At 32.3% G+C, this 13,014-nt stretch carries 14 protein-coding genes; 10 read left to right on the top strand and 4 right to left on the bottom strand.

Annotated elements, in window-relative coordinates; genetic code table 11:
* Window positions 1–644: 644 nt before the first annotated feature.
* Both BOW57_RS07355 and pyrF read right to left on the bottom strand, forming a co-directional pair.
* Window positions 645–1,445, bottom strand: coding sequence for an ABC transporter substrate-binding protein (locus tag BOW57_RS07355; protein WP_129053589.1), 801 nt, complete (start codon window positions 1,443–1,445; stop codon window positions 645–647).
* 125 nt (window positions 1,446–1,570) lie between these two features.
* The gene (pyrF, locus tag BOW57_RS07350) at window positions 1,571–2,392 is read right to left on the bottom strand and encodes an orotidine-5'-phosphate decarboxylase (RefSeq protein WP_129053588.1); all 822 of its coding nucleotides are present in this window, start codon (window positions 2,390–2,392) and stop codon (window positions 1,571–1,573) included.
* A 339-nt stretch (window positions 2,393–2,731) separates the two neighbouring features.
* On the opposite strand from pyrF, the gene BOW57_RS07345 reads away from it, so the two are divergent.
* The 9 genes from BOW57_RS07345 to BOW57_RS07310 all read left to right on the top strand — a co-directional run bounded on the left by BOW57_RS07345 (window position 2,732) and on the right by BOW57_RS07310 (window position 8,372).
* Window positions 2,732–3,205: a Dps family protein gene (locus tag BOW57_RS07345; protein ID WP_129053587.1), complete on the top strand. Its 474-nt coding sequence runs from the start codon at window positions 2,732–2,734 to the stop codon at window positions 3,203–3,205.
* A 129-nt stretch (window positions 3,206–3,334) separates the two neighbouring features.
* A complete protein-coding gene (locus BOW57_RS20590; RefSeq protein WP_164973675.1) occupies window positions 3,335–3,478 on the top strand; it encodes a hypothetical protein in 144 nt (47 codons plus the stop codon).
* Window positions 3,479–3,635: 157 nt separating this feature from the next.
* Window positions 3,636–4,193, top strand: coding sequence for an AraC family transcriptional regulator (locus BOW57_RS07340; protein ID WP_089055193.1), 558 nt, complete (start codon window positions 3,636–3,638; stop codon window positions 4,191–4,193).
* A gap of 13 nt (window positions 4,194–4,206) precedes the next feature.
* Complete coding sequence (locus BOW57_RS07335; RefSeq protein ID WP_089056501.1) at window positions 4,207–4,653, top strand: response regulator; 447 nt, start codon at window positions 4,207–4,209, stop codon at window positions 4,651–4,653.
* Between the two features lie 10 nt (window positions 4,654–4,663).
* Window positions 4,664–6,448: a CHASE3 domain-containing protein gene (locus BOW57_RS07330; RefSeq protein ID WP_089055195.1), complete on the top strand. Its 1,785-nt coding sequence runs from the start codon at window positions 4,664–4,666 to the stop codon at window positions 6,446–6,448.
* Window positions 6,449–6,644: 196 nt separating this feature from the next.
* On the top strand, window positions 6,645–7,166 hold the full coding sequence (locus BOW57_RS07325) for a DUF4142 domain-containing protein (protein ID WP_241687408.1): 522 nt from the start codon (window positions 6,645–6,647) through the stop codon (window positions 7,164–7,166).
* A 132-nt stretch (window positions 7,167–7,298) separates the two neighbouring features.
* On the top strand, window positions 7,299–7,583 hold the full coding sequence (locus BOW57_RS07320) for a YtxH domain-containing protein (protein ID WP_089055197.1): 285 nt from the start codon (window positions 7,299–7,301) through the stop codon (window positions 7,581–7,583).
* A gap of 40 nt (window positions 7,584–7,623) precedes the next feature.
* Window positions 7,624–7,983 (top strand): hypothetical protein, encoded by a 360-nt coding sequence (locus BOW57_RS07315; RefSeq protein ID WP_129053585.1) that lies wholly within the window; start codon window positions 7,624–7,626, stop codon window positions 7,981–7,983.
* Between the two features lie 32 nt (window positions 7,984–8,015).
* Entirely contained in the window at window positions 8,016–8,372 is a 357-nt protein-coding gene (locus BOW57_RS07310; RefSeq protein ID WP_089055199.1) for a hypothetical protein, read from the top strand.
* 533 nt (window positions 8,373–8,905) lie between these two features.
* Here the strand turns inward: BOW57_RS07310 and BOW57_RS07305 are convergent.
* Together BOW57_RS07305 and prfA are read right to left on the bottom strand one after the other, a co-directional pair.
* Window positions 8,906–10,237 (bottom strand): DUF5723 family protein, encoded by a 1,332-nt coding sequence (locus tag BOW57_RS07305; RefSeq protein ID WP_129053584.1) that lies wholly within the window; start codon window positions 10,235–10,237, stop codon window positions 8,906–8,908.
* Between the two features lie 778 nt (window positions 10,238–11,015).
* On the bottom strand, window positions 11,016–12,092 hold the full coding sequence (gene prfA, locus BOW57_RS07300; RefSeq protein WP_089056494.1) for a peptide chain release factor 1: 1,077 nt from the start codon (window positions 12,090–12,092) through the stop codon (window positions 11,016–11,018).
* A gap of 331 nt (window positions 12,093–12,423) precedes the next feature.
* Here prfA and BOW57_RS07295 point away from each other — a divergent pair, with 331 nt between their 5' ends.
* Window positions 12,424–12,705 (top strand): hypothetical protein, encoded by a 282-nt coding sequence (locus BOW57_RS07295; RefSeq protein WP_129053583.1) that lies wholly within the window; start codon window positions 12,424–12,426, stop codon window positions 12,703–12,705.
* Window positions 12,706–13,014 lie beyond the last annotated feature (309 nt).

Here is a 13,014-nt window from a genome sequence, read left to right as displayed (position 1 = left end):
GTCCAACAAAGTAATAACAAAACCTTAACAGCAAAGCATCCATATATACCTGATCTTTGTAGTGTAATAAACTGGTTATTTATTATTTTGGTTTTGGTTAGTTAAATGATGCCGGCGTCTTCGAGATGCCGGCATTCTTTTTTTGTGTTAACTTGGTTTGTTTTGTTTCAGGTTGCTTTACTTTGAACGTAATTTTACCGCAAAGAGCGCAAAGTTTTTTTATATATTAAGCTTTGTATAAAGCGCAAAGTTCGCAAAGCTTTGTAAAAAACTTTGCGTAATTCCTTGCGTCCTTTGCGGTTAAAAAAACTTTTTTTTGAACATTAACTTATATCCAACAAAGTAATAACAAGATCTTAACAGCATAAGATCGATATATGTCGGATCTTTGTAATGTAATAAACTGGTTATTTATTATTTTGGTTTTGGTTAGTTAAACAATGCCGGCGTCTTCGAGATGTCGGCATTTTTTTTTTGTTTCAAGTTTTAGGTTTAGGTTTAATATTACTTTACTTTGAACATAATTTAACCGCAAAGTTCGCAAAGCTTTGTGTAAAAAACTTTGCGAACTTTGCGTAAACCTTTGCGTTCTTTGCGGTTAAACATCTCCGAACAACCTGAAACCTAAAACTTGAAACAAAAAATTAATTTTTCAATCTTTCGTGGAGTAACTTAAAATAAGAGAAAGCCTTTAATAATCGGCTGCCGTGCCAGGAGAACATTTCGCCGTCAACAAAGATTGTTTTCGCATGATGTGTAAACCTGCCTATTTCAAAAGCGTCTTCTTCTTTAAAAGGATAAGGTTCTGAGGAAAGAAAAACCACATCTGGATCACCTTCTAAACGCATTTTCTTTAATTCGATTTCAGGATAACGTCCTTTATCACTATAAATGTTCTCAAAATGATTTAGTTGCAGCAATTCATTAATATATGTATCATTTCCGGCAACCATATAAGGATTTTTCCAAATGAAATACGCTGCTTTTTTTACTTCAATATCTTGAATGTATTTTTTGAAATCGCTCAAGGCGAAAGTCAATTTGTCGTTCCACTTTTGCGATTCAGTTCTGCAATTGAATAATTGACCAAAATCTGAAATCATCTGAAAATTATCTTCTATAGAAACTATATTGGTAACCCAGACTGGACAAATTTCTTGCAGCCGGTTTACTATTTCTTCCGTATTCTCTTCTTTATTACAAATGATAATATCAGGCTGTAAAAGTTTTATTTTTTCAAAATGAATTTTCTTAGTACCTCCAACAATCTTCTTGGTCGATTTTAAATGATACGGATGAACACAGAATTTCGTGATTCCGATTATTTTATCTTCTAAACCTAAATCATAAAGCAATTCTGTTTGAGATGGAACCAAAGAAATAATTCGTTTAGGAGCGGTTTCAAAAGAATGAACGGTTCCAATTTGATCTGTTAACTGTTTCATTTATTAAGATGTCTTTTTAACCGCAAAGTTCGCAAAGATTTACGCTAAGAGCACAAAGTTATTTTCCTTGCGAACCTTGCGAAAAACCTTAGCGAACTTTGCGGTTAATCTATTTATAAAGTTATTTAAAACTTAGCATTAATAATATTTTCCATTTCTTTTTGAACTGATAAAGCCTCTTCTCTAGCCTTTTCAGCAAAGTCAGTTCCTTTTGAAGCGTAAATAATTGCTCTTGCCGAGTTTACCAATAAACCAATTTTATCGTTCATTCCGTATTTACATACTTCAGACAAACTTCCGCCTTGAGCGCCAATTCCAGGCACTAATAAAAAGCTGTCTGGAACAATTTTTCTAATATCGGCAAAATATTCTGCTTTTGTCGCTCCAACAACGTACATTAAATTTTCACTGTTTTTCCATGTTTTAGAAGTTTCTAAAACCTGTTTGTACAATTCTATTCCGTTTGTATTTAAAGTCTGAAAATCGAATGCCCCTTCGTTAGAAGTTAAAGCCAGCATAATAGTATGTTTATTTTCGAAAGCTAGAAAAGGTTCAACAGAATCTTTTCCCATATAAGGAGCAACAGTTACACTATCAAAATTTAAGTCTTCAAAAAAAGCTTTGGCATACATGCTCGAAGTGTTTCCAATATCGCCGCGTTTAGCATCGGCAATTGTAAAAATTTCAGGATAATTTTCGTTGATGTAGTTAATTGTTTTTTGCAGCGACATCCATCCTTTTATTCCGTATGCTTCAAAAAAAGCAGTATTCGGTTTGTAACCCACCGTTAAATCATGAGTGGCATCGATTATCGCTTTATTAAATTCAAAAATTGGATCTTCTGTTTCTAATAAATGCGGCGGCATTTTAGTTAAATCAGGATCTAAGCCAACGCATAAAAATGATTTTTTTTGAAGAATTTGTTCGTGTAGTTGTTGTGTTGTCATATTATGTTTTAATAGTGCAGCAAAATTACAAATAATATTAGATTTTGTTTCAGGTTTTAGGTTTGAAGTTTCAGGTTAATTCTTTGCCACGAATTTCACGAATAGAATTTTGGTTAATACAATTTGTGCAACTCGCAGCAAAAAAACTTTACTTTTCGCCCATCGACTTCCCTCAGGGTGACAATGTAATTGCTTTAAGTTTCAAATTTTAATTTCTAATTTTCTAATTATCCTATTATCTAATTAACATTGAATTTTTATAACAACCGCAAAAAATTATGTAAGAAAAAAGAACCACTTCTTTTTAAATTTGAAAGAAACTCTAAAAAACAGATACTTATGACCCCAAATATTGGAATATCTACACGAAATTTAAAAAAGAGCACAAGCCTTTTAGCCACTATATTATCTAATGAAATGATTCTTTATGTAAAAACCAGAAAATTTCACTGGAACATTTCGGGAAATAGTTTTATGGAATTGCATAAATTGTTTGAAGAGCAATACCGAATTTTAGAAGCTCAAATCGACGAAGTTGCAGAACGCATCAGTCAGCTTGGCGAAAAAACGATTGGAACAATGAAAGAATTCATTGAAAATTCTACACTAAAAGAATCTCCAAAGGAGTACGCTTCGCAAAAACATATGCTCGAGGAACTGTTAGAAAATCACGAACAATTGGTAACTGAATTTAGAGCTTATATTCCGATTTTTGAAGACGAAGCCAATGATGCCGGCTCTGCAGATTTTGTGACGAGCTTATTGCAGGAACATGAAAAAATGGCTTGGATTCTGCGACGTTATCAAGTTTAAAAAAATGCTTGAAATGTGAATTATACAACGATTATCAAAATAAGTGTAACACGAAATTCAATATTAATACGCAACTTTACCATGTAATAAGGACCCCACATTCTATTTACAAAAATAAAAAAGGCTTGGTTGAATAAAACAGAATCTAAAGCTGTAAAAGCTTTTCTGACAGTTAATGATTTAATTGTTGCTAAAGATAAAAGTTGCGACGTACCAAAAACTTTAGCAAATACAGGAAAAAATGAATTATATCAAATCCTGTCAGAATTATGAAACTTTCTTATTCGATCAGAAGTACCGTCTAGTAGCAAAATATTAGACGGTATTTTTTTGAAAATTTGTTTTTTATACGTTAATATTTCCTTAATACAAAGAGCAAGAAAGACTATAAGCCAAAATAAATTAATTATCTTTAACCAAATTTGATAAAATGAAACTGTTTATAAAGTTTGACATTAACACCATTTGCTCTCTTTATCTGAAGCAAAATCTCGAGCAGCAAAATATAAATTTTACTACTTTAGGTTTTGGAGAAATCGAGGTTGATGATAGTCTAGATTCTGATGCACTCGAAGCTTTAAAAAACAATTTAAGCCCTTGCGGATTTGAAGTTGTTGAAAATCAAAAGAGTGTTTTAGTTCAAAAAATTAAAGATGCTATAATTGAGCTTGTTTTTATGGAAGACAATAACAATTACAAAAGTTCCGTTTTCTTAGCAGAAAAGCTGAATCATAGTTACGGCTATTTATCGAACGTTTTCTCTGAAGTAACTTATTCTTCTATTGAAAACTTCATCATTTTACAAAAAATTGAAAGAGCAAAACAGTTAATTATTATTAACGAAATGAGCTTAACAGAAATCGCATTCTTATTAAACTATTCAAGTGTAGCCCATTTAAGCACACAGTTTAAAAACACAACCGGCATAACGCCATCGGCTTTTCAGCGAATAATTAAGAAACGAAGAGAAAATTTAAAACAAAACTAAATACCACATAAAAATGCAAAACGCATTACATATTTTACTCGCAGATGATGATGAAGATGATCGTCTTTTTTTTAAGGATGCTTTTGAAGAAGTAAAAGTACAAACCAATGTAAATTTTGTTCATGACGGAATGCAGTTAATGGATCATTTAATGAATCCAAACACAAAAATTCCTGATATTTTATTTCTCGATTTGAATATGCCTAAAAAAACAGGAAAAGAATGTTTGATCGAAATCAAAAAAACAGAACATCTTAAAAACATTATTATTGCCATTTATTCAACTTCATCATCTGAAGAAGATATTGAAGATACTTTTATTCAAGGTGCCAATATTTACATTAAAAAACCAAGCGATTTTAATACGCTTAAAAAAATAATCAACGAAGTTGTGACTGTAAACTGGCACTATCATACATCAGGATTAAATCGTGATAATTTTTTACTGCGTCTAAAATAATTGTAAATCAATGAAATGGATACCAAATTTTAATTCTTCAAACTCTTTGAGAGTTATTTTTGTAATCGCAGTTTTCATTCTGTTATTTCTTTCCTCTATTGCATACAAGCACAATCAAGATTTAAACGAATCGAGTAAGCTTGTTATGCATACTTACGAGATAAATATTCAGCTGGAACGTTTAATGTCGGCGATCAAAGACGCCGAAACGGGTCAGCGAGGTTATATCATTACTAGAAATGCACGATTTTTAACGCCTTATATTTATTCGCGGGATAAAGTAAATACTTCCTTTATCACCTTGCGAAAATTAACGGCTGATAATCCTGTTCAACAGGAAAACCTTCGCAAACTTTTTAAGCTAATTATTCAGCGTTTTGTTTCGTTTGAAAACTGCTTAAAATACAGCGATCCTAAAACATATGACAAACGCAGACTTGATAATCATATGTTTGGCGGCCGAATCCTGATGGAAAACATTCGTTTTAAGGTTGACGAAATGAATGATATGGAAAAAAAATACTTAAACAAAAGGCTGAAAATCTATGACGCCGAAATATCTTTAAGTCCGCTTTTTTCTATTTCATTATTTTTAGTCGCAATGAGCTTTATTTTACTGGCTTACAGACAAATAAGCAAAGATTTCGAGCGTTTGAAAATTTTCAATAAAAAGCTCTTAATTTCCAGCGGTTTAATCGCACAATCTGAAACAATTGGTAAATTCAGTACATGGCAGTGGGATTTAGACTCTAATAAAATCGATTATTCTGATAACCAATTTCGCTTATTAGGTTACGAGCCAGGTTCATTTGTACCTGAAAAAGATACTTTTTTAAATTTTGTTCATCCAGATGATAAAGAAACAGTTGCCAAATCTATTGAAGGTATTATAAACAGCGGACGACTTCCTTTTGTTTATTACAAAATATTACTTCCAAGCCGTGAAGTTAGATATTTTAAATCAACAGGAAAATTATTGACGGATCAACAGGGAAGCAAAATTTTACTGGGAATTAATTTTGATATTACTGATGAGCATCTGCTTAATATAGAATTACAGGAGCGTAATCACGAATTAGAAAAAAGCAATAAAGAACTGGCTTCTTTTAACCATGTTGCGAGTCATGATTTGCAGGAACCGTTAAGAAAAATTCAAACTTTTATTTCGAGAATTTCCGATGCTGATAAAGCTGTAATGTCGCAAAGTGCCAACGATTATATTACTAAAATTCAGATTTCGGCTAAAAGAATGCGCGTTTTAATTGATGATCTGCTTTTATTTTCGAGAACAAATACGACGAAAAAAGAATTTATAAAATCGCAGTTAAATGAATTACTTCAAAATGCCGAAGCGGAATTAACAGAAATTATCGAGGATAAAAAAGCAGTTATTACAGTTTCAAAACTGCCTAAATTGTCTGTGATTCCGTATCAAATAGAACAGCTTTTTATAAATTTAATTGGAAACTCATTAAAGTACAGCAAACCTAATGTTGTACCTGAAATCGTAATTGAGAGCACCAAAGTACTTTCTGAAGATTATCCTGAATTGCTGGATCAAAATGTAAAAAAATACCATAAGATTACTTTTACAGATAACGGAATGGGATTTGATCCTCAATTTAAAGACACGATTTTTATATTATTTCAACGTTTACATTCCAAAACGGATTATCCGGGAACTGGAATTGGACTGGCTATCTGCAAAAAAATTGTCGACAACCATAAAGGCTTTATTATGGCGGACAGCGAGCCGGATAAAGGCTCTGTTTTTACCATTTTTCTTCCTGATTAATTCTTTACAAACTACATCATAAAACATTGTAAAATAACGTTGTATAATTTCTTTATGGGAATTATATAACGTTTCTTTTTTATGGTGTAAAGCAAAATACGCCATTCATCGCCAACTTTGTAATATAATACTTTATGAAGTAATAATGAGAGCAACATCTATACTAAAAGGAACATTTTTCAAAGTGTGTTTTTTTTTGATTATCATTTGTGTTTCATCGTGCAAAAAGAATAATCCAATTGAAACGACACTAAAGAAAAATGAAACTTTTGCAAAAAATGAAAAGGAAGAAACAGAAGCCTTTTTTTTTATAGCTGTTGCAAATGTTAGTAAAACGATTATTTCAAAAAGCAAGATTGCACAACAAAAAAGTTCAGAAAGTTCAATAGTAATTTTAAGTTTAAAAATCGAAACACAGCAAAATAGATTATTAGAAGATATAAATGATTTAGCCAATAAAAGGCTAATTATTATATCCGAAATAGATGCGGCGCATAGAAGAGATACCTACAATTTGGTAAATGTAAATGCTTTTGATTTTGATGCTGTTTATCTAAATTCTATGAAAGAATATTTAGAAGAACAAATTGAATTGCTGGAATCGATCTCTAAACAAACAAATGACAAAACAATTTTAAAATTAGTATTGACCTATTTACCTGAACAATTTGATCTTTTAAGAGAAACGGAGCAAAACCTGAAAAAAGAAATAAAATAATGGTTAACCAATTTATTGGCAGCTATTTTAATAATGAAAATAAATCTAATAATAAAGACTTTTTAAAGGCTGGAAACGTAAAAAATGAACCCTTTTTAAATTAAATATATTAATCACTAAAATTCAATTATTATGAAAACGAGTAACACCATTTTAGGAATTGTTGGAGCTGCTGCAGCAGGAGCATTATTAGGAGTATTATTTGCACCAGATAAAGGCTCAAATACCAGAAAAAAAATCAAAGATAAATCAAGAGACTACGGCGATAATCTCAAACATAAGTTTGACGGCGTTGTACACACAATCACTTCAAACGGTAAAGAAATTATTCAAGAAGGAAAAGCAAAGTTTAATGAAGCAAAAGAAGACTTTAATGCGCTTAAAGACGAAGCTAAATCTGTAAAAACAAATTACTAAAACTAAAAAGTGATTCTTTCAAACCATAAATACCACTATCATGGAACCAAATGCAACAACAAATGAAGATCTAAATCTTTATGAAAAAGCCGAAAATTATACCAAAACGAGTTTAGAATTACTAAAACTTAAAACGGTATCATCTGTGGCTGATGTTGTTTCAACACTCACATCAAAGATTGCGGTTGCGATTGTTGTTGCATTTTTTTCCTTGTTTCTCAATATTGGTATTAGTTTGTGGATTGGAAAAGAACTTGGAGAATATTATTATGGCTTTTTTATTATGGCGCTTTTTTATTTAATTGTTGCCATCGTGATTCATAAAATGCACCATACCTTAATTAAAACTCCAATTGGAAACACTATTGTTTCCAGTATTCTAAAAGAAACTAAAAACTGATTTTATTCGATTAATAACTAAAAAAGACTGTTATGGAGGCTATTTACACTATTGACGAATTGAATCAGAAAATTAAACAGCTCGAAAACCGACAAGACACAGAATGGGATTTGATTAAAGAAGAAATCGAGGATATTAAAGATAACTTGAAACCTATTAATCTAATTCGGAATACGGTCGAAGAAATCAATGAAACAATTGGATTTAAAAGTCATTTGGCACAATCTGCAATTAGTATTGGAATAGGTTTTCTGGCCAAAAAACTAGTAGTAGGAAAAACGCATTCCACATTTAAAAACATCTTCGGATCATTGTTGCAGCTTGTTGTAACCAATTTAGTTTCGAAACCGCATGAACCTTCACGCGAAACAGCAAAAGAGGAATCATGACATAATGAACCATCATAAAGAGTGATTGTCTAACTACATACATACGATTATGGAAAAATTAAATGAAATAATAGTCAAAAATAGTGTGAACATCTACTCTACCTTATATAAATGTTTTGAATTTACAAGAGTATTTTTAGGTATCTAACTTGTTTATACGTTTTAAATTATAACAAACGATTAAACGGTTAATACATCACTATAGACCCTGAGGTACTGAGGTACTAAGGGGCTGAGATTCTAAGTTTTTCTTGAAAACTTAAACTTATCTTAACCCAAAAGCGCGAGTTTCACAAAAGTGAAACTCGCGCTTTTTTATTCTCTAAAATACATTTCAGCAAATAAATTATGATCATATTACCTCCCAATAGTTGAAATCATTCGATATGTATAATCAGGATTAATCATTTAACACAAAAAAAGCCGAACATAAGTTCGGCTTAACTTTTTACAGACTCAAAGAAAAACCTTTGCACCTCTGCACCTTTGCCCCTCAATCAAAAAAACCTCAGAACCTCAGAACCTCAGAACCTTTAGTTATAATTTTGATAAATAGGAAATTTCAAGCCTACATAAAGGTTACAGCCTTTAGAATTGTTTGAAAACAAATTGCTTATTAAAGATCCTGAACCAATAAACAACGGGCCGGCTCTAAAACCTGTTCCAACTTGAGTTCCGCCGTATTCCATCCAAGTCACAGGAACGTAAAAACTAAATTTCCCATCTTCAAATCTAGGCGTAAATGTAACCGAATTAGCAATTGCGGTTCCGTTTGTTTTTTTAGCATCAACCAATCCAAAATCGCCGCTTAAATTCAAATAAAATTTATTATTAATATTCCAGTCAAAATTGGTGTGAAAAGCAGTTGGTAAATTGGCCTGCATCCCTTTTCTTGTTGCCGTTTTTACATAATTAGCATCAAAGAACTCAAAAATATTATCGGCATTATCAATATCGTCCTGCGTAACTCTTCCTGACAAATCGTACGTATTCTCGACCATATTTTTATAATTAAGCTTTCCAATATCAGTTACAGAAACTGCAGCTTTAAACTTATAGCGATTTCCTCTGCAAGTATGGCAATTGGTACGATATTCATACGTAAATCCTAAATCAACACCTACACCAGCCGAACTCCCGTCAAACTTAGGATCATTACCGTTTTGATAATCATAACTTGCAGCCGTTTTTAATGTTCCTGTTGAGTAATATTCGCTCAAAGCGGGATTTACATCGTTTTTATTAAAAGCAACACTCAAATTACTTCCGTTAATATAGCCGTTTACTCCTGCCATCAAATATTTCAGTGTAACACCGCCTTTTATAAAATGTTCTTCCTCATCGAGTAAAACCGTACCATAGCTGGCGCCAATCTCTGCCCACGAATTGGTAACAGCATTTGGATTTCCTCCTGTTATTAAAAAACTATTTGAAACATCTAGATCCTTATTTACCTCATCAACAAGTTGACCATTTACATCGACAACATTAGTTACACTTCGCACACGCGTAAAAAGCGCAACACTGTGAGCTGGCGTAATATTGAACATAACGGACGGACCTAAAATATCGACATTAAAATTCCCTTTATTATTCGTTTTAATATTCTTCTTTCCGTCTCTTTGCAAATCAAAACTGCCATCTAAAACCTCGGCAAAATTAACTCCATACAAGTCATTCTGTCCAGTTGCACTAGCCGAAAACACATTAATATCAACTTGGTATTTAGAATCAACAACAGCCGAAGGATTAAATAGTACACCATGAATTCCAGCATAATTATCATCCCGAAATCCAAAATACGATTGCCCTTGGGCATAAAAAAAGCTTCCAAAGAAGCAAAATAATAGTAAAGTTCTCTTCATAAATTAATTTTAAACAATTGGTTAGTTACGCCTTTTATGGTTGAAAAGGCACACAAATATTAAAAGAAAAATGTTAAAAAAAAACTTTTTTTCTAAGGAACAAAGAGGCAAAGGTGCAGAGGCTCAAAGGTTTTAAGATTTTTCTTAGAATTGATAAAAACCAAAATATCGCTCATGGTTGAAACTATGAAAACTATTTCGTGAGCTGTATTGCGGGAAATGATTTTTGAAAAATGGGTTGTGATAATTTGTAAATACATTACGTCCCTATGGTTGAAACCGTTGGCTATATTTATATCCTTTGTCTAGAATCATTACGATCATAAACAAAAAAAGCCGAACAAATGTTCGACTTTTAATATAGTATAAATTCAAAGAAAACCTTTGAACCTCTGTATCTCTGCTCCTTTGCCCCTAAGCAAAAAACCTTAGAACCTCAGCATCTTAGTACCTCAGAACCTTAGAAAACTTCCGAAGCCTCTTTCAATTTCTCCATATTGTTTACCAACTGAAGCTCGGCAACAATTTTATGAATATCACCTCTGATTTCAACCACAGAAAACGAATCATGAATATATTACGCCCAATAAACGACACTCACATTGCGTCCCAATGGTTGAAACCATTGGCTATATTTATATGCTTTATCTAGAATCATCACGATCATAAACAAAAAAAGCCGAACAAATGTTCGACTTTTAATATAGAATAAATTCAAAGAGAGAAAACCTTTGTACCTCTGCATCTTTGTACCTTTGTACCTTTTTTAAACCTCAGATTAAAAAACCTCCGAAGCTTCTTTCAATTTCTCCATATTGTTTACCAACTGAAGCTCGGCAACAATTTTATGAATATCACCATTCATGATATTTCCTAAATCGTAAAGTGTTAAACCAACACGGTGATCGGTTACACGACCTTGTGCATAGTTGTACGTACGAATTTTAGCCGAACGGTCTCCAGAACTAACCTGAGATGTACGTTTTGTAGCATCTTCAGCTTCTTTCTTAGCCAATTCCATTTCGTACAAACGAGAACGTAAAACCGTTAACGCTTTATCTTTATTTTTATGCTGCGATTTCTGATCTTGACATTGCGCCACTAATCCTGTTGGAATGTGCGTTAAACGTACCGCCGATTTCGTAGTATTTACAGATTGTCCTCCAGGTCCAGACGAACAGAAGAAATCTACACGAACATCGTTCATATCAATTTGTACATCAAATTCTTCTGCTTCTGGTAAAACCATAACAGTAGCCGCCGATGTATGTACACGACCTTGCGTTTCTGTCTGCGGAACACGCTGTACACGATGAACACCCGCTTCAAACTTCAAAGTTCCGTAAACATCCTCTCCCGAAACCTCAAAAATAACCTCTTTGAAACCTCCAGAAGTTCCTTCGTTCATATCTACAACCGAAGTTCTCCAGCCTTGAGATTCACAATATTTAGTATACATTCTGAATAAATCTCCTGCAAAAATACTTGCTTCGTCTCCACCCGTTCCCGCGCGAATTTCCACCATTACATTTTTAGCATCTTCAGGATCTTTAGGAATCAACATAAATTTGATTTCCTCCTCTAGCTGCGGCAAACGCTCTTTTGCTTCGTCTAGTTGCATTTTGGCCATTTCAACCATATCTGCATCGCTTCCGTCAGCAATAATTTCGTTTGCTTCGTCAATATTTGCTAAAACAAGAATGTATTCTTCTCTCTTTTCAACCAAAGCTTTTATGCTTTTATATTCTTGGTTGAGTTGCACATAACGTTTTTGATCAGCAATAACATCCGGCTGAATAATCAAATCCGAAATCTCATCAAAACGCTGCTTTACATATTGAAGTCTATCTAACATTTTCTAATTCCTTTTATTGGACTGCAAAATTACAAAATTTTTGTGGAAAATTCTAGTGGTTATTTTTTGGGAATTTTGAAGGTGAAATTTAGTGAAATTAAGATGGTTTTTAGGAGCTGTTTCCTGCTCCCGAGACTTCGGGACGCTATAATCTTTTTAGGCAGAAAGTTTCGTTTTTAATTTAGATGTTTTCGTTTGCCTAAAAAGGATGCCGCTGCTATCAGGGCTAAGGCATTTGTTTTTTTGAAATGTTTACGGTTTTCCGTAATGTATTTATATTTTAAGTTCTTAGTTTTGAAAACCATACTAATTAACAACCATAATTATTAAAATGAAAAAACTGTTTACTATATTCCTGTTAATCTTTTTAATAACAGGAAATTATTCTCAAAATAAGAATTATGAAGCTCATCAGTTTATTGAAAATGCAGAAATCACTCAAATAAATAGGGATTGGAATACAAAAGCAGAATTTAGGTCTGGGGTTGGTGACATAGTTTCTTTCTTTCCAATCGAAGTAATTGATTTGAAATCTAACAAAAAAGTAAAATCATTGCAAATGGATATGACTCTAAAATATACAGGAAACTCTAATAACTTCAAATCTTCGTAGATTGATTTAAATGAAGTTGACGAATTTATAGTTTTATAGAACAATATGTCATTCCAAATTTGAAAGATAAACCCGAAAGAAACCAATCCGTTACCATATTTTTAATTCAAGAGAAATTACGTTCAGTTTTTATATCGAAAAAAGTGATAAAAGAATTTCTATTTATTTAAAAGATAATGGTTCTACAGATTATGAGCATTATTTCTGGACAGAAACACAAGTTGGTAAGATTCCTGAATTACTTACAATGTTAAAGGAAATTAAATAATCTAATCGTAATGATTAAAATCAGGTGTTTTTACGCAACTG

This window comes from Flavobacterium sp. YO64 (assembly GCF_004119505.1).
Lineage (GTDB): Bacteria > Bacteroidota > Bacteroidia > Flavobacteriales > Flavobacteriaceae > Flavobacterium > Flavobacterium oncorhynchi.
Note: the sequence above shows the minus strand (reverse complement) of the source record. Positions and strands in the feature narration are given on the sequence as shown.

Bases quoted from the DNA above. Each gene is read 5' to 3' on its own strand.
- BOW57_RS07305 (WP_129053584.1), bottom strand. From the start codon at position 10,237: ATGAAGAGAACTTTACTATTATTTTGCTTCTTTGGAAGCTTTTTTTAT.
- BOW57_RS07310 (WP_089055199.1), top strand. From the start codon at position 8,016: ATGGAGGCTATTTACACTATTGACGAATTGAATCAGAAAATTAAACAG.
- BOW57_RS07295 (WP_129053583.1), top strand. From the start codon at position 12,424: ATGAAAAAACTGTTTACTATATTCCTGTTAATCTTTTTAATAACAGGA.
- BOW57_RS07320 (WP_089055197.1), top strand. From the start codon at position 7,299: ATGAAAACGAGTAACACCATTTTAGGAATTGTTGGAGCTGCTGCAGCA.
- BOW57_RS07355 (WP_129053589.1), bottom strand. From the start codon at position 1,445: ATGAAACAGTTAACAGATCAAATTGGAACCGTTCATTCTTTTGAAACC.
- pyrF (WP_129053588.1), bottom strand. From the start codon at position 2,392: ATGACAACACAACAACTACACGAACAAATTCTTCAAAAAAAATCATTT.
- BOW57_RS07330 (WP_089055195.1), top strand. From the start codon at position 4,664: ATGAAATGGATACCAAATTTTAATTCTTCAAACTCTTTGAGAGTTATT.
- BOW57_RS07335 (WP_089056501.1), top strand. From the start codon at position 4,207: ATGCAAAACGCATTACATATTTTACTCGCAGATGATGATGAAGATGAT.
- BOW57_RS07340 (WP_089055193.1), top strand. From the start codon at position 3,636: ATGAAACTGTTTATAAAGTTTGACATTAACACCATTTGCTCTCTTTAT.
- prfA (WP_089056494.1), bottom strand. From the start codon at position 12,092: ATGTTAGATAGACTTCAATATGTAAAGCAGCGTTTTGATGAGATTTCG.
- BOW57_RS07315 (WP_129053585.1), top strand. From the start codon at position 7,624: ATGGAACCAAATGCAACAACAAATGAAGATCTAAATCTTTATGAAAAA.
- BOW57_RS07345 (WP_129053587.1), top strand. From the start codon at position 2,732: ATGACCCCAAATATTGGAATATCTACACGAAATTTAAAAAAGAGCACA.